Source organism: Desulfopila aestuarii DSM 18488 (assembly GCF_900143695.1).
In the GTDB taxonomy this organism is placed as follows: Bacteria; Desulfobacterota; Desulfobulbia; order Desulfobulbales; family Desulfocapsaceae; genus Desulfopila; species Desulfopila aestuarii.
On record NZ_FRFE01000049.1, the window covers coordinates 1 to 24,988 of the forward strand.

Sequence of the window (24,988 nt, forward strand, 5' to 3'; positions counted from 1 at the left end):
CAACGAAAGGAGAAGCAATGAGCCGTTTCCGCAAGTTATCACAGACGATATGGTGTTGTCAGTACCATATTGTGTTTGCGCTTCCCCAAATATCAATATTGAATTTTGTCGCAGTACTTAAAGAGCGGACAGCGATCAGAATTTTCAATAGAGTTAGGAAATTGAAGAATAAACCCTATTGGGGTAATCATTTCTGGTCACTCGGATACTGTGTCGATACCGTTGGTTTGGATGAAGAGATGGTACGGAAATATGTGAAGTATGAGCTGCAAGAAGAACAGAAACAGGAAAAACAAGACAGATTATTCTGAAAAGAGAAAAAGCTGGGGATAACTCCCTTTGCCTCTTGAAAAGGCAAAGCAATCTATCCCCTTCTAGGGGTTATCAATACCGGCCCCTCTGGTGTCGGTCGCTTATGTTTCTATTATTAAACCTGCGGCCAAATAGGTACACAGACATCATGATACAAAATAAGTATCCTCCTGGATTGCCCGCAAAGTGGCAATCTCATCAGGAGGCCGAATCAGAGTGCCCATGAAAATTTCACCTAAATAATTGCCGGATTAATACAAGATGTGAATATTCTGGCCAACGTAGTGAAGGTGACCTTGGGACCGAAAGTCTGTCGTTTTCATCGGTAGTGGCTTCATGATTAACTTTCCATAAGAACGAAAAACCACGCTAAGACTTTAACCTCCAATGGATGAAAAGGGTCGGGCGGACTATGTCGCGATGCAATAGTTATCTTCATCGCTGGTAGGCAAGCTGCACAGAAGATTTGCTCTGGCAGGGTTAATAGCTTGCTGGTTTCACCTGAGGATTTTCCTCCCAAATATTGAGAGCAGAGCCGCCTAAGGATATCATTTTGAAGCTCAAGCTCAATCTGGTGGGTATGGAGCTCATGAACCAGTTTGTGGGTTTCTTCCAGAGTAAGGGGTAAAGAAGGGTATTGTTCAGAACCTGAGAGCCATAATTCCGCTCGCTTTCTCAGATTAAAAAAGCCGTCTTTTCTGCTGTTGTCGGTTGCCATTGCCTGTTAATACAATGATATTATAAAACGAAGTCATCAGAAATGGTTGGCTCGATGACTATAGTCTCTTCTCCACTTCTCGGCACATGGATATAAGGTCGGTATCGGTTCCGTATGCTCTCAAGGTTATGTTTTTTACATTTCCGTACCCGCGAAAACAATTCCATATTTCACTTGTATTTTATTGCATAACGATTTTCGAAAGAATTCTCATTATTTCAGAGTGAAGAAAAGACGCCCCTCCTGATCACCTCAATCTATCAAACATTTGCAGTATATTGATTTATACAATTTCGGGTGATAGATTGGAAGTGTAGAGTTTCCACGTCGAATTGGTACAGTAAAACGTAGTAGTTCATTCAACTGCTTTACCTGGTCGTTGCAATTTCTAACCGAGCGGCATTGATTCGAAAAAGATCAGATTTGATCAGGTGCTTTAATGCCAAACGAGAAGAAGTGAGAAAGGCATACACAACATCCGCATCGGTTGGATCCTATGAGCCCAGATATACAAAGTGAACGGATTCTTGGTGATATCGAGTCACTCCCAGCCGGCTCCCGGCAGGAGTTGCACCAGTATAAGGAACAGATTGAGCGGATAAACGATGAACTACAAAGGCGACAGGAGCAACTCAAAGCCGAACAAACCCGGTATTTCGATTTCTACAATGCGGTGCCGATAGGCTGTCTTACCGTCAATGAGAAAGGTATGATTGTTCAGGCTAACCTGCACGCTGCCTGTATGCTCAATGTCCCCAACGACACGCTGATCAACCTGTCGATACCCAGATTCATTCATGAAGATGATATAGACACCTACAACCAGTATCATCAACAGCTGTTTTCCTCAGGCAAGCCACAGGCTTTCGAATTGCAGATGGTGAAAGCAGGGAAAACTGTGGCTTGGGTACAGGTGCACGCATCTCTCTCCTGCGGTGCTCAAAGAGAGCGCGTATGTCATGTCTTTTTTTCGGATATCTCTGGCCGTAAAAAGGTGGAAGAAGAGCGTGAGCTCATGGCTCGTCTGCTTACACAGATTAACGCAACCGGTGATCTGCGTACCTGTATATCGGAATTGACTGCGTCCCTGCAGAGCTGGTCAGACTGTGAAGCTGTTGGTATCCGGTTGCGGGATGGTGAAGACTATCCCTATTATGAAACCCGTGGATTCCCATTGTCGTTTGTCGAAGCGGAAAGTGTTCTCTGCCTTTATGGACCGGATGGAGCATTGCAACGCGACTTCACCGGCAATCCTGTACTTGATTGTATGTGCGGCAATGTCCTGTCAGGTCGATTTGATGCCTCGCAACCCTTTTTCACCGCCCGGGGAAGCTTCTGGAGCAACAACACTTCAGCCCTGCTCGCAAAAAGCACGGAAAGCGACCGCCAGGCTTGTACCCGCAATCGCTGTAATAGCGAAGGTTATGAGTCGGTTGCACTGATTCCCATGCACAGCGATAATCGCGTCCTCGGGCTTCTGCAATTCAACGATCGCTGTCCCGGCAGATTTACGCTTGAACTGATTCAACATTTTGAAAGAATAGCTGATACGCTGGCGTTGGCGATCAGCCGTCGGCAGGCTGAGGATCAATTGCGCAAGAGTGAAGAGAAATACCGCACTGTTGCAGAATTTACGTATGCCATGGAAACATGGCAGGCACCAGATGGTACCTATAAATATGTCTCACCATCCTGCAAAAGGGTAACCGGATATACAGTAGAGGCCTTTCTTCAAGACCCAGAGCTTATGGAGCATATTGTATACCCGGAAGATCGAGAGAAGCTTCTCGAACATCTCTCAATCAGTCATCCACAAAATGCACATGACAACAAGGGTCTCGATTTTCGTATTCTCACCCCTGATGATGAAGTTCGTTGGCTCAGCCACTCGTGTACCCCAGTATATGATACCCACGGGCAATGGGCTGGCCGTCGTGGAAGTTTCAGGGAGATAACCAGGAGTAAACGTTCAGAAGAAGATCGATTAAAACAAACTGAAAAGAAACGGCAAATTCAGAAAACCACAAGTCTGCAACGCATGGGTGGAGCAATCGCCCATCACTTCAACAATAAGCTACAGGTGGTTATGGGGTACCTTGAATTAGCTATTGAGCATTTACCAGAACAGGACGTGGCACGTTACAACCTCACATCGGCTCTCGATGCTGCCGTCAGGGCAGCCGAGGTGAGCAGGCTGATGCTCACATATCTGGGCCAGGTTAATAGTAAACGGGAACCACATGATCTTACACTAATCTGTCGTGAGTTCCTACCTACATTGAAAAACCGTTTACATAGAGGACTGAAACTTGAAACAGACCTCCAAGGACCTGGGCCTGTCATCAGCACCAGCAGTGAAGAGATCCGTCAGATCTTGCTCAACACTATGGCCAACGCCTGTGAGGCGACGACTGATGAGCATGACTGTATCGGCTTACGTGTTACGACCTCCTTTGCAACCGGGATAGGGTCGCACCACAGATTTCCACGAGACTGGCAACCGACGGATACATCATACGCCTGCCTGGAAGTTAGGGATAACGGTTGCGGACTATCGGAAAGTGAATTCGAAGAAATCTTTGATCCTTTCTATTCGACAAAATTCGCTGGCCGTGGCTTAGGGCTGCCGGTGGTCAAAGGTATTGTGAAGGCGCATGGCGGTGTTGTCACTGTAGAAAGTTCGCCGGGTTTAGGCAGTACCTTTCGCTGCTACTTCCCACTCTCACAAAAATGTTTACCCTCACATCCTGAAGCAGTACCGAGTATACCAGAAAGGCGCCAGGAAGGAACTGTGCTGGTGATTGAAGATGATAAGGTTGTACTCGAAATCACCAGCACATTACTGTCAAATCTTGGCTATACTATTCTTACCGCCACGGACGGTATCGAGGCCATTGAAATATTCCAGCAACATAAGAATAAAATTCAGTTTGTAATCAGCGATTTTGCCATGCCTCGCTTGAATGGCCTGGAGGCACTTCAGAAACTCCGGGAAATATCGCCAGATATTAAAGTAATACTTGTCAGCGGCTACAGTGAAGATCACGTAATGAGCGGTAATTTCAGAGAGCGGCCACAGTTTTTCTTAAAAAAACCGTATAGCAGTCAAGCACTGAAGGAAGCGATTGCTTTTGCCCTTGAAGAGAGTGCATAACCGATGAGCAAGGGGAACGTACAGAGGGCGTTATTCTGATTTTTTTGCTTAAGCAATGTTGTCTTTAAGTCTTTGCAGCCAGGAAATAGAGAACTTTATGGGAGCTAAAAACATTATCTTTATGTGTTTAGCCTAAAGGTTTCCCCAATGAGTCAAGCAAAGTCGGAATCAGCCTTCACCGCTCCTTCTGCGATGTGTTGCCAAAATCATTACACCGAGAATGAGCATGCTCTCTTTCAGCGGGCCTTCACCATACTGCAAAAGCGTTCTCAACAACCTACGCCGGCTATAATCTCTGTGGCACAACTCCTGATCGAACAGGGAATACATGCACCTGTGGTCATATCCACCATCCTTGCCCAAATGCTTTTAGCCAGCACGATACGTCCGGCAACTGTCAGAGAACTGTTCGGCAATACAATAGTACCCCTGGTAGCTTCACTCGGTCGCCCTGAATCGAGTAAAAATCCATGTAATGACAGCAGCCATACCCACTGCCTTTCTGCAAACATATCGCATAAAGCGATACTTTCCATAGCCCTGCTCCTGATTGATCTTGAACAGATGGCTGCTGGCAATACGAAACCCAATTTGCTGAAAGCACAAGAGGCCTTGCAGACATTTGTCCCTCTAGCCGGCCGCCTTAATCAGAGAGAAATCCGAAGACGACTGGAGGATGCTGCCTTTCGCATTCTTGAACCTGACATTTATCAGCAGTTACAACAGCGGGTGGAACCGCTTCCGACATTGGATGTGCAGATTTTAAATATCCTGAAGAATGGCTTGCGAATCCTCCTGGAAAGAAATGCCATCAAAGGTGAGGTGCAAGGCAGAATTAAAAGTATTTACAGTCTTTACACGAAGATTGTCCGAAGTGGCAGAAGCATACAATCTATTATGGATCGAATTGGTCTCAGGATAATTGTCAACTCAATACCTGATTGCTATAAGGTGCTAGGCATTGTTCATTCTCATTTCACATCTATTCCCTGCTGTTTTGATGACTATATAAGTTCACCCAAAAAAAATGGGTATCAATCACTCCATACCTGCATTTTTCCCGTACGCAATATTTCCTACAAACCGGTGGAGATACAGATCAGAACTGAACTCATGAATACCGAGGCGGAATTCGGTGTTGCTGCACACTCCAAGTATAAAAACAAGATTGGTACCGTTTCCACAAACACGCATCAATTCAGCCCTTTGCCAGATGAAATTGAAGCAAAAGATATTTTAGGACCAAATGCGGATGAGTTCTTGTGGCTTCTCCACCAGCAGGTTTACACAAATAATATGGTCATTTGGGGTTCAGCCGGACAAGTTATGCATTGTCCCAGAAATATAACTGTTGGCCAATACCTTCAGAAAGCAAAGATTGAGGTCTATCCACAGGCATTGATTCTGGTGAATGGTGTACCATCAAAGGTATCTGATATTCTTCATGATACTGATTCAGTAGAGGTCGTTTGGCCTGACCAATCGGTGCGAGCCCTGAAGAGGACCTCGAACAGCCAAGAACATATACCAGCTGGCAGAAGGATACGATGCATTAACTGATGGTTCGGAAGATGACAGTCAATGTCAGCAGTAATGTCACATTACTGCTGAAAAATGCTGAAAAATTATGATCGATCATTAAATAGTCTATCGCACGTGATATAGCTCATTTATAACCTTTATCAGCCTTTTGATATCTCATTTTCTTCTGATGGAGAGCGAAGACCATGTCATCTCGCAAGAAACTCGGACTTGCCTTAGGATGCGGCGCATCCAGGGGATGGGCCCATATCGGCATTATCGAAGCGCTAGATGACGCGAATATCCCCATTGACATCATCGCAGGCTGTAGCGTCGGGGCCTATATCGGTGCAATTTATGCAAGTGGAGGCCTCAACTCACTCAAGGAATTCTTGTTCAGGATGAATGGGAAAAAAATATTTTCCTATTTTGATGTGGCGTTTTCTCGCTCGGGAATTTTAAACGGTACAAAAAGGGTTACCGAACTATTCTCAATGCATACCACCATAAAAAACTTTGAAGACCTTCGTATACCGTTAGCAATGGTAGCGACGGATCTTGAACGCGGCGAAAAAGTTGTTCTCAAATCAGGGAATATCATCAATGCTCTCAGGGCAACTATGTCCTACCCAGGTCTTTTTGCACCGGTCCAGATTAACGGGTGCTGGCTGGTAGACGGTGGCATTGTCGATCCTGTACCAGTTGGAGTAGCTCGGGCAATGGGAGCTGACATTGTCATTGCAGTTGATCTCAATACCAGGATCGTTTCACGTCAAAAAAATACATCCGCAGGCCATCCCGACACAATTAACCAGCCAGTCTCACCTGAAGCGCTTGAAGCAGAGCAAAATGAACGAGGTGCGATTATCAAGAAAATATTCGGTTATTATGAAGCATTTGAAACCAACATTAAAAATAAAAAATCATCTACTCGACAGAATGATTCTTTGACTCCAGACATTATTGAGACGATAACTACCTCTATCAATATCATGGAGGAACGTATCAGCCGCATAAATCTGGCTGTAGACAGACCCGATATACTGATCCAGCCACGTCTGGGCGAATTAAAAATGATGAATTTCGACCGGGTAGCGCACGCTATTGAGGAAGGATATATAGGTGTCCAGGAAAAATTACTCGATATCCAGACCTTGCTGGCGTCAAGATAATTGGCTGCCAGGGAAACAGGCTGCTTCAATAGCTTTATTTATGGACAGCTTCATCCTGCATGTCCAACAAATATATTGCAATACGCTCTCTAACTCCGAGAGACCTACAAGAGAAGAGACAACGCTGCTATCGTTTTTTTCTGATCGTTGACTGACAGCAAAGTTTCAACCCCGCCTAAATTCAACTGGTACGGAGGAGAACATCATGCCTGCAAAAATGATTGCATATGGACCTAAAGCTCGAGAGTCGATCTTAGAGGGTGTAAATATTCTCGCCAATGCAGTGAAGGTTACCTTGGGACCAAAAGGCAACAATGTTGTACTCCACAAGTCCTGGGGCTCTCCCCTTGTCACCAAAGACGGCGTGACCGTTGCCAAGGAGATCGAGCTGGAAGACAGGTTTCAAAATATGGGGGCACAATTGGTCAAAGAAGTTGCCAGCAAAACAAGTGACAAGGCTGGGGATGGTACAACAACAGCAACGGTGCTGGCCCAGGCAATTTGTAACGAAGGAGTGAGACTGGTGGCCGCTGGCTCAAACCCAATGGAGCTGAAACGGGGTATAGATAAAGGTGTTGAAGCGGTAGTCGCGGAACTCAAGAAGCTATCGAAATTCACGAAGAACAAGAAGGAGATCGAACAGATAGGCACCATTTCCGCCAACGGTGATGAAACGATAGGCCGATTGATATCAGAAGCCATGGAGAAGGTGGGTAAAGAAGGAGTAATCACCATCGAAGAAGCGAAAGCCATGGACACCACCTTGGAAGTCGTTGAAGGAATGCAGTTCGACAAGGGGTATCTGTCTCCGTATTTCGTCACTGACGCTCATAAAATGGAAGCTGTCCTGGATGAGCCCTATATATTGATATATGAGAAGAAAATCTCGATTATGAAAAATCTCTTGCCGTTACTCGAAGAGATCGTACGTACCGGCAAACCTCTTCTTATTATAGCAGAGGATGTAGATGGAGAAGCGTTGGCCACCCTTCTGGTCAACAAGCTGCGTGGCAGCTTGAAAGTTGCAGCAGTAAAAGCACCGGGATTCGGTGATCGCCGTAAGGCTATGTTGGAAGATATCGCGATTCTTACCGGTGGACAGCTCATCTCAGAGGACCTTGGTCTCAAACTGGAAAAAATCAAGCTTCAGGACCTGGGAACCTGCAAGACTGTCAAGATCGATAAAGACTCTACAACGCTCGTAGATGGAAATGGTGCCAAGACAGCAATTGACGCTCGCATAAAACAGATTCGAGTTCAGATTGAGGAAAGCACTTCTGACTATGACCGTGAAAAACTTCAGGAACGGCTGGCCAAGATTATAGGTGGGGTCGCTATTATCAATATCGGTGCAGCCACTGAAATCGAAATGAAGGAAAAGAAGGCACGTGTTGAAGACGCATTGAACGCTACCCGGGCGGCGGTGGAAGAAGGCATCGTCCCAGGCGGCGGCGTTGCGTTGGTACGATGTATTGGGGCATTGGAAAATCTCACTGTTCAAGGAGAGGAAAAAAACGGTATCGCTATTCTGAAAAAGGCTTTGACAGAGCCGTTACGGCAGATTGCCGAAAACGCCGGCCATGAGGGGTCTGTCGTTTTGAACGCGGTACAAAAAGGGAAGAATGATTACGGATTTAATGCCCAAAGTGAAATCTATGAAAATCTCTTGGCAGCAGGCGTAATCGACCCGACAAAAGTTGTCCGATTTGCCCTGCAAAACGCCGCGTCAATAGCTGGCCTGATGCTGACAACTGAAGCGGTGATTGCCATCAAACCGGAAAAGAAAAAAGAAACACGCAGTCCTTCAAATGGAATGGATGAAGATATGTACTGATATAACGGGGAGGGAAAAAGGCGGAACGTAAATGAAAGCAATGGTTTTACAGAAAATCGGCAACCTTCATGACAATCCGACACCGTTACAACTGATGGATCTGCCTGATCCGGTGCCGACAGCCGACGAAATCCTCGTGCAGGTTACAGTCTGCGGGGTTTGTCATACCGAATTGGACATCATTGAAGGACGTACACCGCCTCCACGCTTGCCGCTGGTCCCCGGCCATCAGGTGGTTGGCCGGGTTCGGGCCTGTGGTGAAAAAGCCAAGTCATTCAAAATCGACGACCAAGTTGGCATTGCCTGGATCAACTCGGCCTGCGGAATCTGCAAGTTCTGCAAGGCTGGCTGCGAGAACGTGTGCCGCGATTTCAAGGCAACCGGCCGGGATACGGACGGTGGGTATGCCGAGTATATGACGATCCATGAAGGTTTTGCATATCGCATCCCCGTTGGTCTCAGCGATACGGAAACGGCACCTCTGCTCTGTGCTGGGGCGATTGGTTACCGATCCCTGCAGCTCACCGGGATTCAGGATGGGCAAAAACTGGGGCTTACGGGATTTGGGGCCTCCGGACATCTGGTTTTGAAAATGGTCCGCCACCTGTACCCGAGAACAGCGGTTTTCGTTTTTGCCAGGGGAAGTGAGCAGCAGGAGTTTGCAAGAGGACTTGGAGCTGCCTGGGCCGGAGAGACCAGGAAGGAACCACCCGAGAAATTAGACTATATTATTGATACCACACCTGCCTGGATACCGGTGGTAGAGGCACTGAAAAATCTCGAACCCGGAGGCAGATTGGTAATCAACGCCATTGCCAAGGAAAACATCGACAAAGATGCCCTTCTTGGTCTGGAGTATTCTCGTGATTTATGGCTGGAAAAAGAGATAAAGAGTGTTGCAAACATCACCCGGAAAGACGTGAGTGAATTTCTCATGCTGGCCAGGGAGATGCAAATCAAGCCGGACGTAAAAGAATATCCGCTGGCCGAGGCCAACCGTTGCCTGGTAGAACTTAAGACAAGAAGGATCTTAGGGGCAAAGGTCCTGAGGATAAAATGAGTGTTATTTCTTTAACTTATTCCTGAAGGTAATATCTGAAAATCAGTGAACACCCTTTATGTATAATGACTTAGCAAAATACGGCTCCGAGGAAAGCATTGGTAACATGTGAAGCTAGAAGCTGTCGAGCATCCTGCCGTCAGCCGTTATAAGCTCAATAACAATCCCTTTCTCACCCAGGGAATGGGTGGAACAACTGAGACACGGATCAAATGCCCTGATCACCGCCTGCAATCTACTTATCACATCATCAGTAAGCTGCCGTGAATGAAGATAATGTCTGGCTACCTGAAAGAGGCCACGGTTCATAGCCAGATTGTTGTTACCGGTTGCGACAATCAGGTTGACCCACGTTATGAGGCCATGATCGTCAGCCTTGTAATGATGAAAAAGGGTGCCGCGCGGCGCTTCTACTACTCCAATACCTTCAGGATAATTGGGTTGGGCAAAGGCCCGTATCCTGTCGTTCAGGATGTCGGGATCCGCCAGTAACCGCTCCGCCATCTCAAGCGAGTAGAGAATTTCAATCAACCGGGCATAGTGATTGTGGAATGCACTTAAAACCGGTCCTGTTGACAGCCCGCGAAACTCAACCAACTCCTGGTCTGCCAGGGGAGTACCGCAACTGCTGATAACATTAAGCCGGGCAGCCGGACCAACCCGATAAATGCCATCCGGATAGCCAAGTGGCTTGTAGTAAGGAGATTTCAGAAAAGAATCTTCTTCAACCGCTTCTCCGATATATTCCTGGTACTGCTCACAATCGAGCTGATCTATCACGATGTTGCCGTCAGCATCAATGACGCGGAGTTTGCCGTCAACATGCTCCAGTCTTCCCTCGGAATCAACCAGTCCCATGAAATAGGTGGGAAAATTGGCGAAAGTGTCGATCTCCTCCCTGAAGCTATCGAGCATATTTTTGAATAGTAGCAGGGTCCGCTGAACAATTTCCAGACCCTCGGGTATAAGCTCCTGCATCGCTTGTCGATGTTCGGGGGAAAGCGGCGCATTTACCCCTCCCGGAACAACACAGGTCGGGTGGATGCGTTTTCCGGCAAGCCATTCGATCATTTGTTGGCCAATCCGACGCAACCGAATCCCGTCACGCGCGAAGGTGGGATTGGATTTCATCAAACCCAGAATATTACGTTCTGCCGGAGGAGAATCCAGCCCGAGCAGCAAATCTGGAGACGAGAGATAAAAAAAGCTGAGAGCATGAGACTGAATGAATTCTCCACAATTGAGTAAACGCCGTAATCGTATCGCTGTATCCGGTACTCGAACCCCCATAATTGCGTCACACACCTTAGCAGAAGCAAGGGAGTGACTTATCGGGCAGATCCCGCAAATCCGTTGAACCAGGGAGACCATTTCGCTCAACGGTCTGCCCTCGCAAAACTTTTCAAAACCCCTGAATTGGGTGACATGCAATCTTGCATCCGCGACCTGGCCGAGGTCATCCAGAGTTATGGTGATCTTGCCGTGTCCTTCAATACGACTAACCGGTTCGATGACGAACTGCTGGCTCATTCCTTTCCTCCCTGTAGGTATAGCTAGGCGCCAAACCTGGTTCGATTACCCAGCTCCGGCAGACGTCCCTCTATCAGTTCAGACAGCATGTACCAAATCGCCATAGCCGGGGGAGGGCAACCGGGCAGAAAGGCATCCACCTCGACATATTCATGCAGAGGCCGAACATGGGGTTTCAAGACCGGCACACCAGCGACCGGAATTGATGGTCGCCAGGAAACATTTTCCAGATAGGCCCGCTGCAACACTTCCCCCAGACGAAATTCGTTACGCATGCCGGGCACATTGGCAGTAACAGCGCAATCACCAAAAGAAACCAGTATATTGCTGCGCTTTCGCAATAACCGGAGTTTTCTTATATCGTCATCGGTGCTTACCCCTCCTTCAACCAAGGTTATCTCGACCTCTTCCGGAAAGTCCGGGGTATCCACCAACGGTCCGTAAACAAGGTCTATCTTCTCAGCAAGTTCCATCAGCCGTTCATCACCATCCAGGAGCGACATGTGACAGCCGGAACAGCCATCCAGCCAGACAGTGGCAATACGCGGGCGCAAAGCAGCCATTACTTTTCCTCCCTCAATCTTTACTCTTCTTCCCAGCGCCGCATCTTCTGCAGGTAAGGGAGGAATTGACGGCGTTTGACCATCTCTGCCACAGATTTCCCTTTTTCCGAGAGAGCCCCTGTAGGACATACCTGGACACATTTCCCACAACTGGTGCAGGTTTCGGAACTGCCCCAGGGAATATTCAGATCGGTTATAACCCTGGTATCCAGGCCGCGGTTCATCACATCCCAGGTGTGTGCCCCTTCAATTTCATCACAGACCCGCACGCAGCGCAGACACAGGACACACCGGTTGTGATCCATGATAAAGCGCGGGTGGGAGCCATCAAGGGCCAAACGAGGATAAAGATATTCATAACGGACATGCGTAATATTCAGTTGTATCGCCAAATCCTGCAGTTCACAGTGACCGTTGGAAACGCAAACAGCGCAGACGTGATTCCGCTCGGTAAACAGCATCTCCAGGAGCTTTTTCCGGTAATCGATCACCCGCTCGGAACACGTGCTCACCTCCATCCCTTCCTGAGGAAAGGTGATGCATGCCGGGACCAGCTTCGGTGCATTCTTAATCTCGACAATACAGAGACGACAGGCGCCGTGTTCAGACAGGCCGTCCAGGTGACACAACGTTGGAATATAGATATTGTTCTGCCTGGCAACAGCAAGGATGCTTTCATCCTCGCGGGAACTGACATCCCGATTGTTGATTTTAAAGGTGAGAATTCGATGCGAACCGACCGGACGAACTCGCCGTTTGCGCGGTAAAACCGTACCACTCGTCATAGCACCTCCCTTGCCGAAGAAACCAGGCAACTGCCTGCGAGACACCGTTTACCCTCAATATGGGACAGATATTCCTCCCTGAAGTAGCGCAAGGTACTGAGCACCGGGTTTGGAGCCGTCTGACCAAGCCCGCACAATGACGTATTCTTTACCAGGTCGCACAGCTCTTCGACAGCAGCAAGATCCGCAGACCGGCCAAAGCCGCTGGCAATGCGGCTCAGTATATTGTGGATCTGAGCTGTTCCCACCCGGCAGGGCAGACATTTACCACAGGATTCCGTTCGGCAGAATTCCATAAAAAACCTTGCGACATCCACCATGCACGAACTCTGGTCCATGACGATCATCCCTCCGGACCCCATAATCGAACCGACTCCGGCCAGAGACTCATAGTCAACCGGCATGTCGAGATACTGGGCAGGAACACAACCACCGGACGGCCCGCCGGTCTGTACCGCCTTGAAGGTTCCGTTGCCTGGAATACCGCCGCCGATCTCAAATACAATATCCCGTAAAGATGTACCCATCGGTACCTCAATCAGACCAGTGTTTCGGACCCTGCCGGCAAGGGCAAACACCTTTGTTCCTTTACTCTTCTCCGTGCCGATAGAAGAGAACCAATCCCCGCCATGGCGAATGATTGGCGCAATGTTCGCAAGTGTTTCAACGTTGTTGATCAGAGTGGGATATCCTTTCAGACCCGATTCGGCCGGATAGGGTGGACGCGAACGTGGCCTGCCGGTACGTCCTTCAATCGAGGCAATGAGCGCGGTCTCTTCACCGCAGACAAAGGCTCCGGCTCCCAGCCTCACCTGAATGTCGAACCCAAAACCACTGTTGAAGATGTTCTTGCCGAGAATGCCTAACCGTTCCGCTTGGGAAAGCGCCTTCCGTAGTCGTTTGACCGCCAGAGGATATTCGGCACGAACATAGATAAATCCGGTATGCGCACCGGTCGCATATCCAGCGATGATCATCCCCTCAAGCACCCTGTGGGGATCGCTTTCCAGGACGCTTCGATCCATGAATGCTCCCGGGTCACCTTCATCGCCATTACAGATCACGAACTTGTTCTCACTGATCGCCTTTGATACCGTGGTCCATTTCAGACCGGTCGGGTAACCGGCCCCTCCACGACCGCGGAGACCGCTGGCGGTGATCTCATCAATAATCTCTCTTGGCGTCAGCTCACGCAATGCCCGATACAAGGCCGTATACCCCTGACATGCAATATATTCCTCGATTCGCTCAGGGTCTATTCGGCCACAGTTTTCTAATACAATTTTTGTTTGTCTGCTGAAAAAATGTTGATCGGTCGGACAGCACAGACCTGCAGCCGGACCACTAGCGAGGGATGCAACCACAGCAGTGGCGTCAGAAACATGCAGTTGCTGATACAGTACCCCGCCAGGTTCAACCTGAACCAGCGGACCGGCGGTACATAGGCCGAGGCAACCGACACTCTTCACCTCAACCTGCCCGGTCATACTTTGACGATCGACCTCTTTTTCCAGGGCTTCTTTCAACTCCCCACTACCGCAGGAGAGACAACCTGCAGCCCCGCAAACCCGGAGGTGATATCGGTATGCCTGCTGCCGTTCTCTTTCGCTGATCCCAATCTGATTGAATTCTTCAAGCATCATGGCCGGTCCACTCCCATATCCGTTTAACAACACTTTGCGGATTCAACCTGCCGGTCACCTGCCCATCGAAAGCCGCAGCAGGTGCCAGGCCGCAGGAACCGAAACAGCGGGCAATCAGCAACGAAAACCTGCCGTCGCCAGTGGTCTCTCCCGGTTTGATACCTGTTTGCTCCTCGATGTGTTCCAGGATGGCTTGCGAACCGCCGATATAGCAGGCTGTCCCCAGACAGACGACACAGGTATGCTCACCAGCCGGTTTTAAGGTGAAATAGTGGTAGAAAGTGGCGACAGAATAGACCAGACTGAACGGCACCCCGAGTGCGTTGGCCACATACTCCATGGACTCTCGATCGAGAAAGCCAAATGAATCTTGAACAGCATGAAGTGTTTCTATGAGAGCATCGGCTTGATTACCTCCCTGGCGAATGGTCCGATTTACCATTCGCCACCGTGGGTCTTTCGCCATAATGGCGAATTTCTCTTCAGACAAAGAGGAATCTCTACCATTTCGCTCCATATGACCTCCCGACGCTGACGTAATATCCAGATTCGACTGCTCGGACTGACACTTGGCTAAAAAGTCATAAACTGCTTGCAATACACCACGTAAAAACAAACAAGAGATCTTCTATTTGTTAGGTTATCGTAACGCTGAGGAAAATAGAAGAGTTGTTGTCGATATTCAAGAGTGACCAAGAAAATTCTTGAACTCACATCTTGATTACGACTTGCCTTCGAGCATAATAACTGAGCAACATTACACTGCTACAAAAGGATGCGCGACAACCAGGGGCAGTGACCGGGATGGTACTTTCCTCCAAGCACAGAGATTGGCAGGTCAAACCTTTTGTGAACCTTTCGCCACCTGATGTCTACACTACCGCTGAATAAAGGAAGTTCTGTTTTTCAAATACCTTCTTCTAAGTAACAAAAAATGAAAATCAATCCGCGATAAGCTGTAAACCAAATGATTTTGCTCGATTAATAAAGCGTTTTTTCATGCCTTCCTGGTGTTTTCGTTCTTGCTCGGCAAATATGGTTTCGTCAAACGGTTTTCGATTTTTGATTAAAAAATAGATGATTCGAGCCAATTTATGTGCCGTTGCTGTTATTACTTTTGGAGCACCAAGACGTGTACGCATACGCCGATAATAATCGCCAAGATAAGATTTGCTTCGAATTAATGTGTTCGCCGATATACGTAACGCCTGGGCGGCACGATTGGAACCCGGTCGAGTTCTTGATGAAAGTGTTTTACCCCCACTGATCTTGTTTTGAGGGCTTAACCCTAACCAGGAACAGAAATGATTGGCCGTTGGAAACATGGATAGATCCGGACCGATTTCCGTATAAAGTACCTGGCTAGTGAGTGTGCTGATACCGTCAACCAGGGTTAGATCGGTTCCAAAGAGCCGGTGTAAATGTCTCCGTAAATCAAAGATTGCACTATCATCCTTCGCCTTGGATTTTGAGCGACACGATGGTGGTGTGAGGTTGTCGTCAAAATCAGTATTGGAATCAGCTGCGTTGAGATGAATTTCAATTTCTAGATCGCATTCTCGGATCATTTGCTGATAATGACGATAGGATGAAAGAGCCTGTTTGAGGGTAAACAGATGTTCCGGACGAAAATCACCCTCAAGCGATTTAAGGATGGTTTTTCGATCTGCTCTTATCCTTGGATCAGTTAGGTTAGCCAATTTTTCACGATCTCGTTCACCAGCGACAATGGCATCAATGATCGAAAGGCCGGTAACGCCAACAATATCGCTAATCACGTTATGAATCTGGAGATTCATTTGGGTCAGGGATTTTTGAATATGCTGGACGTGGCTTGATGCTGATTTGACCATTGTGTCTCGATGGCGAAGTAAAGAACGTATCGCGCAAATATCTTGGGATGGTCGAAACGATCCTCGCAAAAGCCCGACGGAGTGAAGATATTGGAGCCATTGGCAATCTTGAACGTCAGTCTTACGTCCAGGTACGTTTTTCACGTGACGAGCATTCACCAGTATAACGTCATAGCCATAGCTGTCCAAAATCTGGAAGACTGGAATCCAGTAGACACCTGTTGATTCCATGGCAATTGAATCGATACTGCACGACTTTAACCATTGGGCAGCTTTGTGCAAATCTTCGGTGAATGTACCGAAACACCTAACTGATTCCTGTGTACGATCTTCTGGTACGGCAATGTAAATCTCTGTCGCTCCGATATCGATACCGGCCCCGTTAGGTTGTAGAACGTGCAGAGCTTTTACCGTTTTTCCTTTTTTCTTTCGCTTGGCCATCATCAAATCTCCCATAGGTATGGCGGTCGCCGGAAGGTGATTTAATAGTAGTCTTCTAAACGGGATAGCTCTGACACAAAAAAAGTCTTAGCTTCACCAATGTTTGGGTCACAACATCCGGAGCCACGCTAACAAACGGGTTCTGAAAGACAGATGACACCATTGGTTTTTCGGCTTACTTCGAACCGCCTGAGTCTATTTATAATGGAATGAGGACGGCTATGACAGGTGTTACTTTACGGTTTGGCCCCGTGCTTAGTTGCCGGGAGATTCGCTAACAGGAAAAATGCAGTCTCAGAGGAGAGATTGTCCATGAGCTCATGATCGATTAACTGGTAATGAGATTGACAAGCATGCCTTTCGAACGCTCGTATGTCCTTCTCTTTGGTAAGCTTTTCCTTACAGTTGCTCCATTTTGGCGCAATTATAGGTTGTTGGCCGATCCTACCATATCAGGAAACCCTCAATCAGACTTAGTGGCAAGACGTTTCGGATTGGTAGCATACATCTTCAATCCTAAATCGCTCTACACTGCTGTGTACCATCTAGCACGTTAGGTTTTTCATCACTGACAATAAACCTCGCCATAAAGCAAGAAATCCGCTTGATAAAGCGTAAAACATCACATCTGCATCAGTAATTTTCACATTCCCGCAAAAACGATAATTGAACATCGTGCCCTCTTTCCGGTAACTGTCGAATAATCTGCGATTTATTTCAAATTAGGAATTGACAAGTTTGACCGAACGGTCGTATAGTCAATAATGGTTGACTATACGATCGTTCGGTCAAACTTTCAGTCATTGAATAGAGACGACAGACTACACCAATAACCAGAACCACTGTTCGATATCAGGGCAAGTTACGTAAAAGCTCTTGATTATGAGATAATAGAGGAGGGTTAACCGGAACAAGGCTCTGCCAAAAGTAAATGGCGGGTACATCATGAATCTGCTTTCAACTTTTACAACAGGAATGAGGTGGCGAAGACCAAACTCAACATTCTCCACTCAGAAGGTTGCAGGTATGGATTTGCTTATCCCAGGAGGCATGCGCCGCTCAGCTCGAAAACACGACCTAGCTAGACAATTACAACCCTATATCCATCCTTGGGGGGGAGAATGAACAGTACTCAGAACGACAACCTGATCATTAACAATGTCACAAAAACATTCGGTGATTTTATTGCTTTAAAGGATATCGGCCTGGGTGTACGGCAAGGCGAATTCTTCACTCTGCTTGGACCTTCAGGTTGCGGTAAGACAACCCTACTCAGAATCATTGCCGGGTTGGAACTACCAAGTTCAGGTACTGTTACACTCCGTGGTCAGGACATAACCATGCAACCTGCCGCGAAAAGACAGGTTAACACCGTATTCCAGAGCTACGCTCTTTTCCCGAACTTGACGATTTTTGAGAACGTCGCATTCGGGCTTCGCTCACGAAAGTTTGCCGAAGACGTGATCAGAAAAAAGGTCAATGCAACGCTTGAAATGCTCGAAATGGGCGAAATGCAACAGCGTATTCCCGACCAGCTTTCCGGTGGCCAGAAACAGCGGGTCGCTATTGCCCGAGCACTCGTCAACGAACCGGACATCCTGCTTCTGGACGAACCGATGTCTGCGCTTGATGCCAAGCTGAGAGTCCAGGTCCAGGAGGAACTTCGGAAGTTGCAGCGCAAACTGGGGACCACCTTCATCATGGTTACTCATGATCAATCCGAAGCGCTGGTCTGTAGTGACCGCATCGCTGTGATGAACCACGGCGAGGTGATTCAATGCGGCACGCCTGAGGACGTCTACGACTACCCGCGTAACCCCTTTGTCGCGCGGTTTCTAGGCGCAGCCAATCTGTTCAAGGCAAAACGGGTAAATGGCGGAGTCGAGACTGAAATTGGAACATTGCAGCTCAATAAGCAGCCGGACTGGCAAGAGGGGCTTATCGCGATCAGGCCGGAGTGGATCAAAGTCGGCAAAAAACCTGCAATCAATGGGGTACATGCGACAGTACAGGACATTGTCTATCGAGGAACCGATTTTGATTTGACAGTTACCCCAGGTCACCTGCGGGTAAGGACTAACTCGTTCAAAAACTTTGCGGTTGGTGACCAGGTGTGGCTCGAACTCCCTCCGCCTGAGCTGGTTGTTCTGGAGGAGGATCGATGAAAAATCAAGGAATTCTCTGGCATGGGCAGATGACAACCACCTGCGCGATAAAGCGGCAGGGGTTCTTCTTTCTTTCAAGCGGCGCGTTCTGGCTGCTGGTGTTCCTGGTTCTGCCATCCGTTCTCTTCATCGTTCTGAGCTTTGCCGAGAGAGGGTTGTATGGCGACATCGTCTGGAACTTCTCTCTTGAGAACTATAAACGACTGGCTGGTTTCGGGGAGTTTGGCTGGACGGCTGATTATCTGCTGATCCTTGGCCGCTCGGTAGTTGTCGCCTTTATCACCACTCTGGTTTCGATACTGCTTGCCTATCCGCTTACGTTCTTTATCGCTTCACGCTCAGTTAATACCAGGTTCATCTGGTTGACAATACTGATTATTCCATTTTGGACCAACATCGTTATCAGGACGTACGCCTGGTACCTGCTGCTGGCTCCGGATCTGCCTTTTGCAAAGCTCGCGGCCTTTCTCGGGTTCATCCCTGAAGGGGTGGCTTTGTACCCGAGCCCCCTGGCCGTCTACATCGGGATGATCACCGACTACCTGCCATTTCTGGCCTTGCCACTCTATTCAAGTGTTGAACGGCTGGACTGGTCGTTGGTCGAGGCCGCTCAGGATTTGTATGCATCAAAAACGCGGGTGTTCACCCAGGCGATTTTGCCGCAGACCATACCTGGACTAACCGTTGGGATCATCCTGACGCTGGTGCCGACAATGGCAACGTTTGTCGTCCCGGACCTCCTTGGTGGTGCCAAATTCATGCTGGTCGGCAACCTCATCCAGCAGCAGTTCGGTACCAGCCGTGACTGGCCATTCGGTGCCGCGATCAGCATGGCGCTTATGCTGCTCACATTGCTCTCCATGCGCCTGTATCGCAAGAAGGGGTCAAAGGTGGAAGTCATATGAAAAAGAGCAACCCCGCGATTGTCACCATCTCGTTGTTCTCCATCACCATGCTCTACCTGCCGCTGTTTGGCGTGGCCGTATTCTCGGTCAATTCGGCGAAGTATGGCTGGGTATGGCAGGAGTTTACCATGAAATGGTATCTCGGATTACTGCACAACGACTACATATTAGGTGCTGCCTGGAACACATTGGTGCTCGCCGTGGTTTCAACGCTGATCTCGACTGTCATTGGCACCCTGCTGGCGATTGGGATCGGTCGCTACCCCTGGGGCGGTAAGACGAACAGCATTCTGGATATCCTGTTGCATTTCCCGGTGGTCATTCCCGATATCGTCATGGCCGGCTCTCTTGTGGTCGTCTTTTCTCTCCTGCGGGCGTTGTCGTCGATTTTTGAGCCAGGGATGGTCACCATGATCATCGGCCACATCACATTCCAGATCGCGTTTGTCGCCCTGGTAGTGCGCAGCAGACTTGTGGCCATAGGAACTGAGCTGGAAGAGCCGCGCGTGATTTGTTTGCCAGCAATTTCTACTTCATGCGTCGCATCCTTTTACCTATGTTGATGCCGGGCATAATCGCAGGAGCAATGCTGGCTTTTACCCTTTCACTGGATGATTTCGTCATCAGCTTTTTCACTTCAGGCCCCAAATCACAAACTTTGCCTTTGTATATCTATTCGGCAGTCAGACGGGGAGTTACCCCACAAATTCACGCGTTATCAACGATCGTCGTGTTGCTGACTGTCATGCTTGTTGTGGTTGCGGAGCGGATATCCAGAACAAAGTAGATGGTTGCAGATAAAGGGTATTACAGAAGACAACTCACCGTTTGATTGAGTTGCACAGACGGTAAACCGGTACCCGTTGAGGCGGCAGACACGTCAATGAGCAGTATAACGGGGATGAGCACAGATTCGCTAAATTCAAAAATGAGAAGGAGAGAATCATGAGCAAACTGATACATCTTATCGTGATTGTATTACTTTTTGCCAGTCCATCGTTGGCAGCAAACAATGAGCTGCGGGTTTTTACCTGGTCTGAATACATGGACGAGGCGAAATTCTCGCAAGATTTCGAAGCCGCAACTGGAATAAAAGTGCTGATCGATGTGTACGAAAGCAACGAGGATATGCTGGCTAAACTTCAGGCAGGAGGTGTGAGCCAATATGACATTATCATTCCTTCCTCGTATGTCGTGCCAGCTCTGAAAGGGTTGCAGCTGATCCAGCCCCTGGATCATACGAAGATCCCAAACCTTAAGAATGTCATAGCCAAATTTCGCACGATGGAAATTGACCCCGGCAACGCCTACACAGCGCCCTGGCAATGGGGAACAGTGGGGTTAATGTACAACAAAGAGAAGGTTTCAGAGAAGGAAGCCTCCAGTTGGGCAGTTATTTTTGACCAGAAGAAGCAGGCCAAAGCCTTTTGGCTGATCGACGATGTCCGCAGTTCGATGATGCAGGCCCTCATTTATCTTGGCTACGACCCGAACTCGATCAACATCAACGAAGTAAAAGAAGCGACGGAGCTTTTGACCAGGACCAAAAACAGTAAAAATTGTCTCGGCTTTAAAACCGGTGTTGGAGGCAAGAATGATGTCGTTGCCGGATCTGCTGAGATCGCTGTCGTATTCAACGGTGACGCCTTGCGTGAAGTGTCTGAAAACATTGACAAGTTCGGATTTGCTGTTCCGCGCGAAGGCGGGGAGTACTGGATCGATCTTATGGCAATTCCGGCCCAGGCACCTAACCCGGATGCAGCGCATAAATGGATTAATTGGATACTTTCGCCAGAGGTTGGGGCTGAGTTGTCAAATTACAATAGCTACGCAACCCCGAACGAGGCTGCACTTCCCTTTATCATTCCGGAGGATCGCAACAACAAACAGATTTATCCAGATGCGGAAACCATTGGTAAACTCTATGTTGCCGGGGATCTCGGGAAAACCATGCGTCTCTATGATGCAGCATGGACACGTATCAAGTCTCATTGATTCATTAGCCCATCACGTTGTTCTTTCCCTGAAGAATTGTTGGGATGACAAGTAAAGGTTTGGACTTTTAAGTATTGCGGAGAATTTTATGAAGAAAATACTGGTTTTGGGCTTAGGTGCACAGGGGTGTGCTATTGCAAAGCACCTCAATGAGCATGGGAGTGTAGAAAGGCTCATCTGTGCAGATTATGACCAGGTTCTGGCAAAACATCACGAACAGACGTTAGCTAAGGCTATAGGATTGCAGGTAGATGCCAATGACTTGCACAGTATTGTCACTGCGGCTGAAGGCTGCAGCCTCATCGTAAACTGCCTGCCCCTTGAATTTAACCTCAAAGTAATGGAAGCAGCGTTGACGGTAAATGCAGACTATATGGACCTTGCAGGACCGATGGAGGATATTGGCTTTGTTGAAAGCTACAAGCTTCTGTTTTCAGATTGGAGCGCAAGGTTCAAGGCCAAGGAGCGTGTCGCTTTGGTAGGATGCGGAATCGCCCCGGGCCTTGCAAACGTAATAGCCCGGGAATCGGTTGAACGGCTTGATAGCTGCGATTACATCGGCATCTTCTTTTATGATGGTTTCATAAGTAAGCGCTTCATCCCGTTCTGGTGGTCACCGGAAGTTGCCCTTGGAGATATGATGTATAAAACCTTCCGGACCGAAAACGGACAGATTGTCACTGATATTCCGTTCAGTCGCCCGATTATGATGAAATTTCGTGGAATAGATCGGGAAATACGGATGGTCGATCATGAACACGATGAACCTGTTACCATGGGTCTTCTAGCGGGTCAGGTGTTCAAGGGAGCCAAAAATATCGAGTTCAAATATGGTGGTCCCCAGGTTGAGATGTCAGAATACCTGTATAAACTCGGTATGCTTAGCAAAGACGAGGTTGAAGTAAATGGTTCAAAGGTCGTACCTTTTGACCTGCTGATGAAGCAGATCCCAAGGGCTCCCCGCTTTGAGCAGGAGATTCAGGCAGTTATCGATGAAGGCATTGTACAGGATGAAGGTGCATTCCTCGTTCGCCTTCGTGGCAAAGTCAACGGGGAAAGCCGCCAGATTGACAGCTATACAAATTTCCCAGGCTTAAAGGATGCGTTTGCTAAAGCAAAGATGACACATGAATCCTACTCCACAGGGCAATGTGCTGCAGTCTTTTCTGCTCTGATGGCGGAAGGATTGCTTGCAGAGAAAGGCGTGTTTGTGCCTGAACAGTTAAACCAAAGTTCGAGAAGCTATGTCATTCAAGAGCTCGCTAAACTGGAAATTACCATTGATGAGTATTTAAGCTGACGTTTTTTCCAGGTTAAGACATCACATGTGTGTGAAAGGCTAGCTTCAGATGTTTGTAATGACCGCACCCTCAAGGGGAGTGCGGCCATTGCGCCAGATAGTGTGCTAACCGTGGCCACGTATCGCGATGTCTGCGTTTTTATGCTGACTGCGAAAAAACACCTCACTCAAGTGAATTGACGGCCAGCTCTGGTTCAGAGGACAGCCATCTAACCAACCAGGAAAGCAAAGTGAATTATTATCGTTTTGAAATTTCACTTGAAAAGGTTAATGGCAGTTGTTTTTATAACTGGTCGAAAAGATAGTAGAATGCAAACGGCATGCATTATGCTGAATGTCGTCCTTGATCGTATCGCTGTACAATGCGATCAGGATTCTCAGCTCCTCCACGGCCCTTCTCTGCTGTCCGTTTGGATCTAATTAACTGTTATATATATGAATATTATCTAATGGCGCAGATGCTGTACGCTACGGTGGCAGGGGCACGATTTAAGGAAAAACGAGACAAGCTATACATCAGAAACAGCGTCAGACTGGTCGAAGGAGTTTTTCTCATTGCCTTTGCCAGGAGTAGTCAGTTCAAGGTCGGATCGGGGTATAAAAATCATGGTGAATCATACGACGCGAGCAGAACAGAAACAGCACACGCAAAAGAGAATTTTAAAGGCAATTGCGCAGATAATATCGCAGGAAGGATTCACCGGGGTGACGATGGCGCGGGTAGCTGAACTGACTGGTCTCTCGAGAGGGATGTGCAACTATCATTTTGAGACAAAAGAGCAGGTGATGATAGATGTGCTGAAAATGATTTATGAAGAGCATGAAGCCATCTGGAAATCAGTTATTGACGATGCTACGAAAAGTCCTGCTGAGAAAATCAGCGAACTCGTAGAAGTATTGTTAAGCAAACCATTTGCCACTGAAGAAACCCTGTCAATTTGGCAGGCGTACTGGGGAGTACCACAATATCGACAAATGTATCTCAAGATCTGTACAGAAGGCGACCGGGCATATGAGGATTCGATAGAGGAGTTACTGTCATTGTTAGCAAAAGGACAACATGAAATAAAAGGTATCCCTATTAAAGAGTTATCGGTTGCGTTCACGGGTATCATCGACGGCATGCATACTGAGTATCTTATCGCGCCTGGTCGGTTGAGCAGTAAAAACGCCATCAAGGCGTGTTATGTGTATCTCGCAAGTTTTTTCCCTGAGTTTGAGCCATTCGTTGAAAAGGACGGGTGATCTGAGTCGCGATCTGAATGTTACGGACCTGGGAAGGCCTGTCAACGCAAGATGAAACGGTCCATCTTTTAGGACTACCACTTCCTTTTTTAAGCTTACTCCCCCTCAAAGTTCGTGCCCCAGGATATCTCTCCGGGGGGAGAGAGCTTGGGCTGTTTTACGCCGCTTTTCGTTGCTGATCGCAGTACACCTCGTCAGGTGTCCAATTTGATAGGCTTTCGTGGGGCCTATCTTGCCAAGTCCAAGCTCAGCAATCTCAAAATTTACTCTAACTTAAGATATCTACTGAAGAGGTCGCAGCAACAAATAGTAATCTCACCTGAGCTTTAAATTTAGATGATTCTTTGGTAGTCTCTTCAGTCAATTTGCTCCATTCTTGAGCAATTTTAGGGAAGTGGTAAGGCTTACCCTCAGGAAAAACCTTAATGAGCGCAGATTTTGTATCTATTCGTATTGGCATTGGAAAGCTCAATTTTATGATACAAAATTATGACGTGAGTATTTGCTAATCAGTAAATGCCAGTTTAGCCCCTAATCCCGTAAAAATGATACCAAATGTACGTTGGCATCGCCTGATAACTTTTGGTGAATTAACTACATAATGCCGAACACCATTGGCTGAAATGCCATATAGAATAAAAACCCCTAATGTCATCCCCATGAAAACAAGGCTAAGAAATACCATTTGTAATGTTGGGGAAATTGGGGAGGAAGAAACAAAAAGAGGTAAGAATGCAAGAAAAAATATGGAAAGTTTAGGGTTTAGGATATTTATGAGAAAACCCCTGTAGA

At 47.8% G+C, this 24,988-nt stretch carries 21 protein-coding genes; 13 read left to right on the forward strand and 8 right to left on the reverse strand.

Annotated features, from left to right (window positions below; all coding sequences use genetic code 11):
* The first annotated feature begins 17 nt into the window (after nucleotides 1–17).
* Nucleotides 18–311, forward strand: coding sequence for a transposase (locus BUF15_RS24645; RefSeq protein WP_073616830.1), 294 nt, complete (start codon nucleotides 18–20; stop codon nucleotides 309–311).
* Nucleotides 312–652: 341 nt separating this feature from the next.
* Here BUF15_RS24645 and BUF15_RS24650 read toward each other — a convergent pair whose 3' ends face one another.
* Nucleotides 653–1,030: a hypothetical protein gene (locus BUF15_RS24650; RefSeq protein WP_073616794.1), complete on the reverse strand. Its 378-nt coding sequence runs from the start codon at nucleotides 1,028–1,030 to the stop codon at nucleotides 653–655.
* Nucleotides 1,031–1,526: 496 nt separating this feature from the next.
* On the opposite strand from BUF15_RS24650, the gene BUF15_RS24655 reads away from it, so the two are divergent.
* The 5 genes from BUF15_RS24655 (at nucleotide 1,527) to BUF15_RS24675 (ending at nucleotide 9,771) form a co-directional block, all read left to right on the forward strand.
* On the forward strand, nucleotides 1,527–4,184 hold the full coding sequence (locus BUF15_RS24655; protein ID WP_073616796.1) for an ATP-binding protein: 2,658 nt from the start codon (nucleotides 1,527–1,529) through the stop codon (nucleotides 4,182–4,184).
* Between the two features lie 147 nt (nucleotides 4,185–4,331).
* A complete protein-coding gene (locus tag BUF15_RS24660; protein WP_084554561.1) occupies nucleotides 4,332–5,744 on the forward strand; it encodes an HD domain-containing protein in 1,413 nt (470 codons plus the stop codon).
* Between the two features lie 167 nt (nucleotides 5,745–5,911).
* Nucleotides 5,912–6,877 carry a patatin-like phospholipase family protein gene (locus BUF15_RS24665; protein ID WP_073616800.1) on the forward strand — a complete coding sequence of 322 codons (966 nt, stop codon included), beginning with the start codon at nucleotides 5,912–5,914 and terminating at the stop codon, nucleotides 6,875–6,877.
* Nucleotides 6,878–7,082: 205 nt separating this feature from the next.
* Nucleotides 7,083–8,711 (forward strand): chaperonin GroEL, encoded by a 1,629-nt coding sequence (gene groL, locus BUF15_RS24670; protein WP_073616802.1) that lies wholly within the window; start codon nucleotides 7,083–7,085, stop codon nucleotides 8,709–8,711.
* 31 nt (nucleotides 8,712–8,742) lie between these two features.
* The gene (locus BUF15_RS24675) at nucleotides 8,743–9,771 is read left to right on the forward strand and encodes a zinc-dependent alcohol dehydrogenase family protein (protein WP_073616804.1); all 1,029 of its coding nucleotides are present in this window, start codon (nucleotides 8,743–8,745) and stop codon (nucleotides 9,769–9,771) included.
* Between the two features lie 114 nt (nucleotides 9,772–9,885).
* Here the strand turns inward: BUF15_RS24675 and BUF15_RS24680 are convergent, their stop codons facing one another.
* The 6 genes from BUF15_RS24680 to BUF15_RS24705 form a co-directional block, all read right to left on the reverse strand.
* Nucleotides 9,886–11,301: a Ni/Fe hydrogenase subunit alpha gene (locus BUF15_RS24680; RefSeq protein WP_073616806.1), complete on the reverse strand. Its 1,416-nt coding sequence runs from the start codon at nucleotides 11,299–11,301 to the stop codon at nucleotides 9,886–9,888.
* 23 nt (nucleotides 11,302–11,324) lie between these two features.
* Entirely contained in the window at nucleotides 11,325–11,864 is a 540-nt protein-coding gene (locus BUF15_RS24685) for an NADH-quinone oxidoreductase subunit B family protein (RefSeq protein ID WP_073616808.1), read from the reverse strand.
* A 20-nt stretch (nucleotides 11,865–11,884) separates the two neighbouring features.
* Nucleotides 11,885–12,649, reverse strand: a complete 765-nt coding sequence (hoxU, locus tag BUF15_RS24690) for a bidirectional hydrogenase complex protein HoxU (RefSeq protein WP_073616810.1) — start codon at nucleotides 12,647–12,649, stop codon at nucleotides 11,885–11,887.
* Nucleotides 12,646–14,292: a NuoF family protein gene (locus BUF15_RS24695; protein ID WP_073616812.1), complete on the reverse strand. Its 1,647-nt coding sequence runs from the start codon at nucleotides 14,290–14,292 to the stop codon at nucleotides 12,646–12,648. The genes hoxU and BUF15_RS24695 overlap by 4 nt, the downstream gene beginning before the upstream one ends.
* The gene (gene hoxE / locus BUF15_RS24700) at nucleotides 14,282–14,809 is read right to left on the reverse strand and encodes a bidirectional hydrogenase complex protein HoxE (protein WP_073616814.1); all 528 of its coding nucleotides are present in this window, start codon (nucleotides 14,807–14,809) and stop codon (nucleotides 14,282–14,284) included. The genes BUF15_RS24695 and hoxE overlap by 11 nt, the downstream gene beginning before the upstream one ends.
* A 424-nt stretch (nucleotides 14,810–15,233) precedes the next feature.
* On the reverse strand, nucleotides 15,234–16,586 hold the full coding sequence (locus BUF15_RS24705; protein ID WP_407642651.1) for an IS110 family RNA-guided transposase: 1,353 nt from the start codon (nucleotides 16,584–16,586) through the stop codon (nucleotides 15,234–15,236).
* A 1,121-nt stretch (nucleotides 16,587–17,707) separates the two neighbouring features.
* Here BUF15_RS24705 and BUF15_RS24710 point away from each other — a divergent pair.
* From BUF15_RS24710 to BUF15_RS24735, 7 genes are all read left to right on the forward strand, one after another.
* Nucleotides 17,708–18,751 carry an ABC transporter ATP-binding protein gene (locus BUF15_RS24710; RefSeq protein WP_073616818.1) on the forward strand — a complete coding sequence of 348 codons (1,044 nt, stop codon included), beginning with the start codon at nucleotides 17,708–17,710 and terminating at the stop codon, nucleotides 18,749–18,751.
* The gene (locus tag BUF15_RS24715) at nucleotides 18,748–19,656 is read left to right on the forward strand and encodes an ABC transporter permease (protein ID WP_073616820.1); all 909 of its coding nucleotides are present in this window, start codon (nucleotides 18,748–18,750) and stop codon (nucleotides 19,654–19,656) included. Before BUF15_RS24710 ends, BUF15_RS24715 begins: the two co-directional genes overlap by 4 nt.
* Entirely contained in the window at nucleotides 19,653–20,219 is a 567-nt protein-coding gene (locus BUF15_RS24720) for an ABC transporter permease (protein WP_234981270.1), read from the forward strand. The genes BUF15_RS24715 and BUF15_RS24720 overlap by 4 nt, the downstream gene beginning before the upstream one ends.
* Nucleotides 20,213–20,443, forward strand: a complete 231-nt coding sequence (locus BUF15_RS28525) for an ABC transporter permease (protein ID WP_234981271.1) — start codon at nucleotides 20,213–20,215, stop codon at nucleotides 20,441–20,443. Before BUF15_RS24720 ends, BUF15_RS28525 begins: the two co-directional genes overlap by 7 nt.
* A gap of 158 nt (nucleotides 20,444–20,601) precedes the next feature.
* On the forward strand, nucleotides 20,602–21,651 hold the full coding sequence (locus BUF15_RS24725; RefSeq protein ID WP_073616822.1) for an ABC transporter substrate-binding protein: 1,050 nt from the start codon (nucleotides 20,602–20,604) through the stop codon (nucleotides 21,649–21,651).
* Nucleotides 21,652–21,739: 88 nt separating this feature from the next.
* Nucleotides 21,740–22,951 (forward strand): saccharopine dehydrogenase family protein, encoded by a 1,212-nt coding sequence (locus tag BUF15_RS24730; RefSeq protein ID WP_073616824.1) that lies wholly within the window; start codon nucleotides 21,740–21,742, stop codon nucleotides 22,949–22,951.
* 606 nt (nucleotides 22,952–23,557) lie between these two features.
* Nucleotides 23,558–24,196 (forward strand): TetR/AcrR family transcriptional regulator, encoded by a 639-nt coding sequence (locus tag BUF15_RS24735; protein WP_143170871.1) that lies wholly within the window; start codon nucleotides 23,558–23,560, stop codon nucleotides 24,194–24,196.
* A gap of 505 nt (nucleotides 24,197–24,701) precedes the next feature.
* Here the strand turns inward: BUF15_RS24735 and BUF15_RS24745 are convergent.
* Nucleotides 24,702–24,988: LysE family translocator (locus BUF15_RS24745; RefSeq protein WP_159441380.1), on the reverse strand; the 287-nt coding region annotated here is incomplete at its 5' end.

What these genes read in the sequence shown, in the direction of transcription:
- BUF15_RS24715 (WP_073616820.1), top strand. Translation starts at nt 18,748, where the DNA reads ATGAAAAATCAAGGAATTCTCTGGCATGGGCAGATGACAACCACCTGC.
- BUF15_RS24725 (WP_073616822.1), top strand. Translation starts at nt 20,602, where the DNA reads ATGAGCAAACTGATACATCTTATCGTGATTGTATTACTTTTTGCCAGT.
- BUF15_RS24645 (WP_073616830.1), top strand. Translation starts at nt 18, where the DNA reads ATGAGCCGTTTCCGCAAGTTATCACAGACGATATGGTGTTGTCAGTAC.
- BUF15_RS24705 (WP_407642651.1), bottom strand. Translation starts at nt 16,586, where the DNA reads ATGGCCAAGCGAAAGAAAAAAGGAAAAACGGTAAAAGCTCTGCACGTT.
- BUF15_RS24680 (WP_073616806.1), bottom strand. Translation starts at nt 11,301, where the DNA reads ATGAGCCAGCAGTTCGTCATCGAACCGGTTAGTCGTATTGAAGGACAC.
- BUF15_RS24695 (WP_073616812.1), bottom strand. Translation starts at nt 14,292, where the DNA reads ATGATGCTTGAAGAATTCAATCAGATTGGGATCAGCGAAAGAGAACGG.
- BUF15_RS24710 (WP_073616818.1), top strand. Translation starts at nt 17,708, where the DNA reads ATGAACAGTACTCAGAACGACAACCTGATCATTAACAATGTCACAAAA.
- BUF15_RS28525 (WP_234981271.1), top strand. Translation starts at nt 20,213, where the DNA reads ATGTTGATGCCGGGCATAATCGCAGGAGCAATGCTGGCTTTTACCCTT.
- BUF15_RS24675 (WP_073616804.1), top strand. Translation starts at nt 8,743, where the DNA reads ATGAAAGCAATGGTTTTACAGAAAATCGGCAACCTTCATGACAATCCG.
- BUF15_RS24735 (WP_143170871.1), top strand. Translation starts at nt 23,558, where the DNA reads ATGGTGAATCATACGACGCGAGCAGAACAGAAACAGCACACGCAAAAG.
- hoxU (WP_073616810.1), bottom strand. Translation starts at nt 12,649, where the DNA reads ATGACGAGTGGTACGGTTTTACCGCGCAAACGGCGAGTTCGTCCGGTC.
- BUF15_RS24655 (WP_073616796.1), top strand. Translation starts at nt 1,527, where the DNA reads ATGAGCCCAGATATACAAAGTGAACGGATTCTTGGTGATATCGAGTCA.
- BUF15_RS24650 (WP_073616794.1), bottom strand. Translation starts at nt 1,030, where the DNA reads ATGGCAACCGACAACAGCAGAAAAGACGGCTTTTTTAATCTGAGAAAG.
- groL (WP_073616802.1), top strand. Translation starts at nt 7,083, where the DNA reads ATGCCTGCAAAAATGATTGCATATGGACCTAAAGCTCGAGAGTCGATC.
- BUF15_RS24685 (WP_073616808.1), bottom strand. Translation starts at nt 11,864, where the DNA reads ATGGCTGCTTTGCGCCCGCGTATTGCCACTGTCTGGCTGGATGGCTGT.
- hoxE (WP_073616814.1), bottom strand. Translation starts at nt 14,809, where the DNA reads ATGGAGCGAAATGGTAGAGATTCCTCTTTGTCTGAAGAGAAATTCGCC.
- BUF15_RS24730 (WP_073616824.1), top strand. Translation starts at nt 21,740, where the DNA reads ATGAAGAAAATACTGGTTTTGGGCTTAGGTGCACAGGGGTGTGCTATT.
- BUF15_RS24660 (WP_084554561.1), top strand. Translation starts at nt 4,332, where the DNA reads ATGAGTCAAGCAAAGTCGGAATCAGCCTTCACCGCTCCTTCTGCGATG.
- BUF15_RS24720 (WP_234981270.1), top strand. Translation starts at nt 19,653, where the DNA reads ATGAAAAAGAGCAACCCCGCGATTGTCACCATCTCGTTGTTCTCCATC.
- BUF15_RS24665 (WP_073616800.1), top strand. Translation starts at nt 5,912, where the DNA reads ATGTCATCTCGCAAGAAACTCGGACTTGCCTTAGGATGCGGCGCATCC.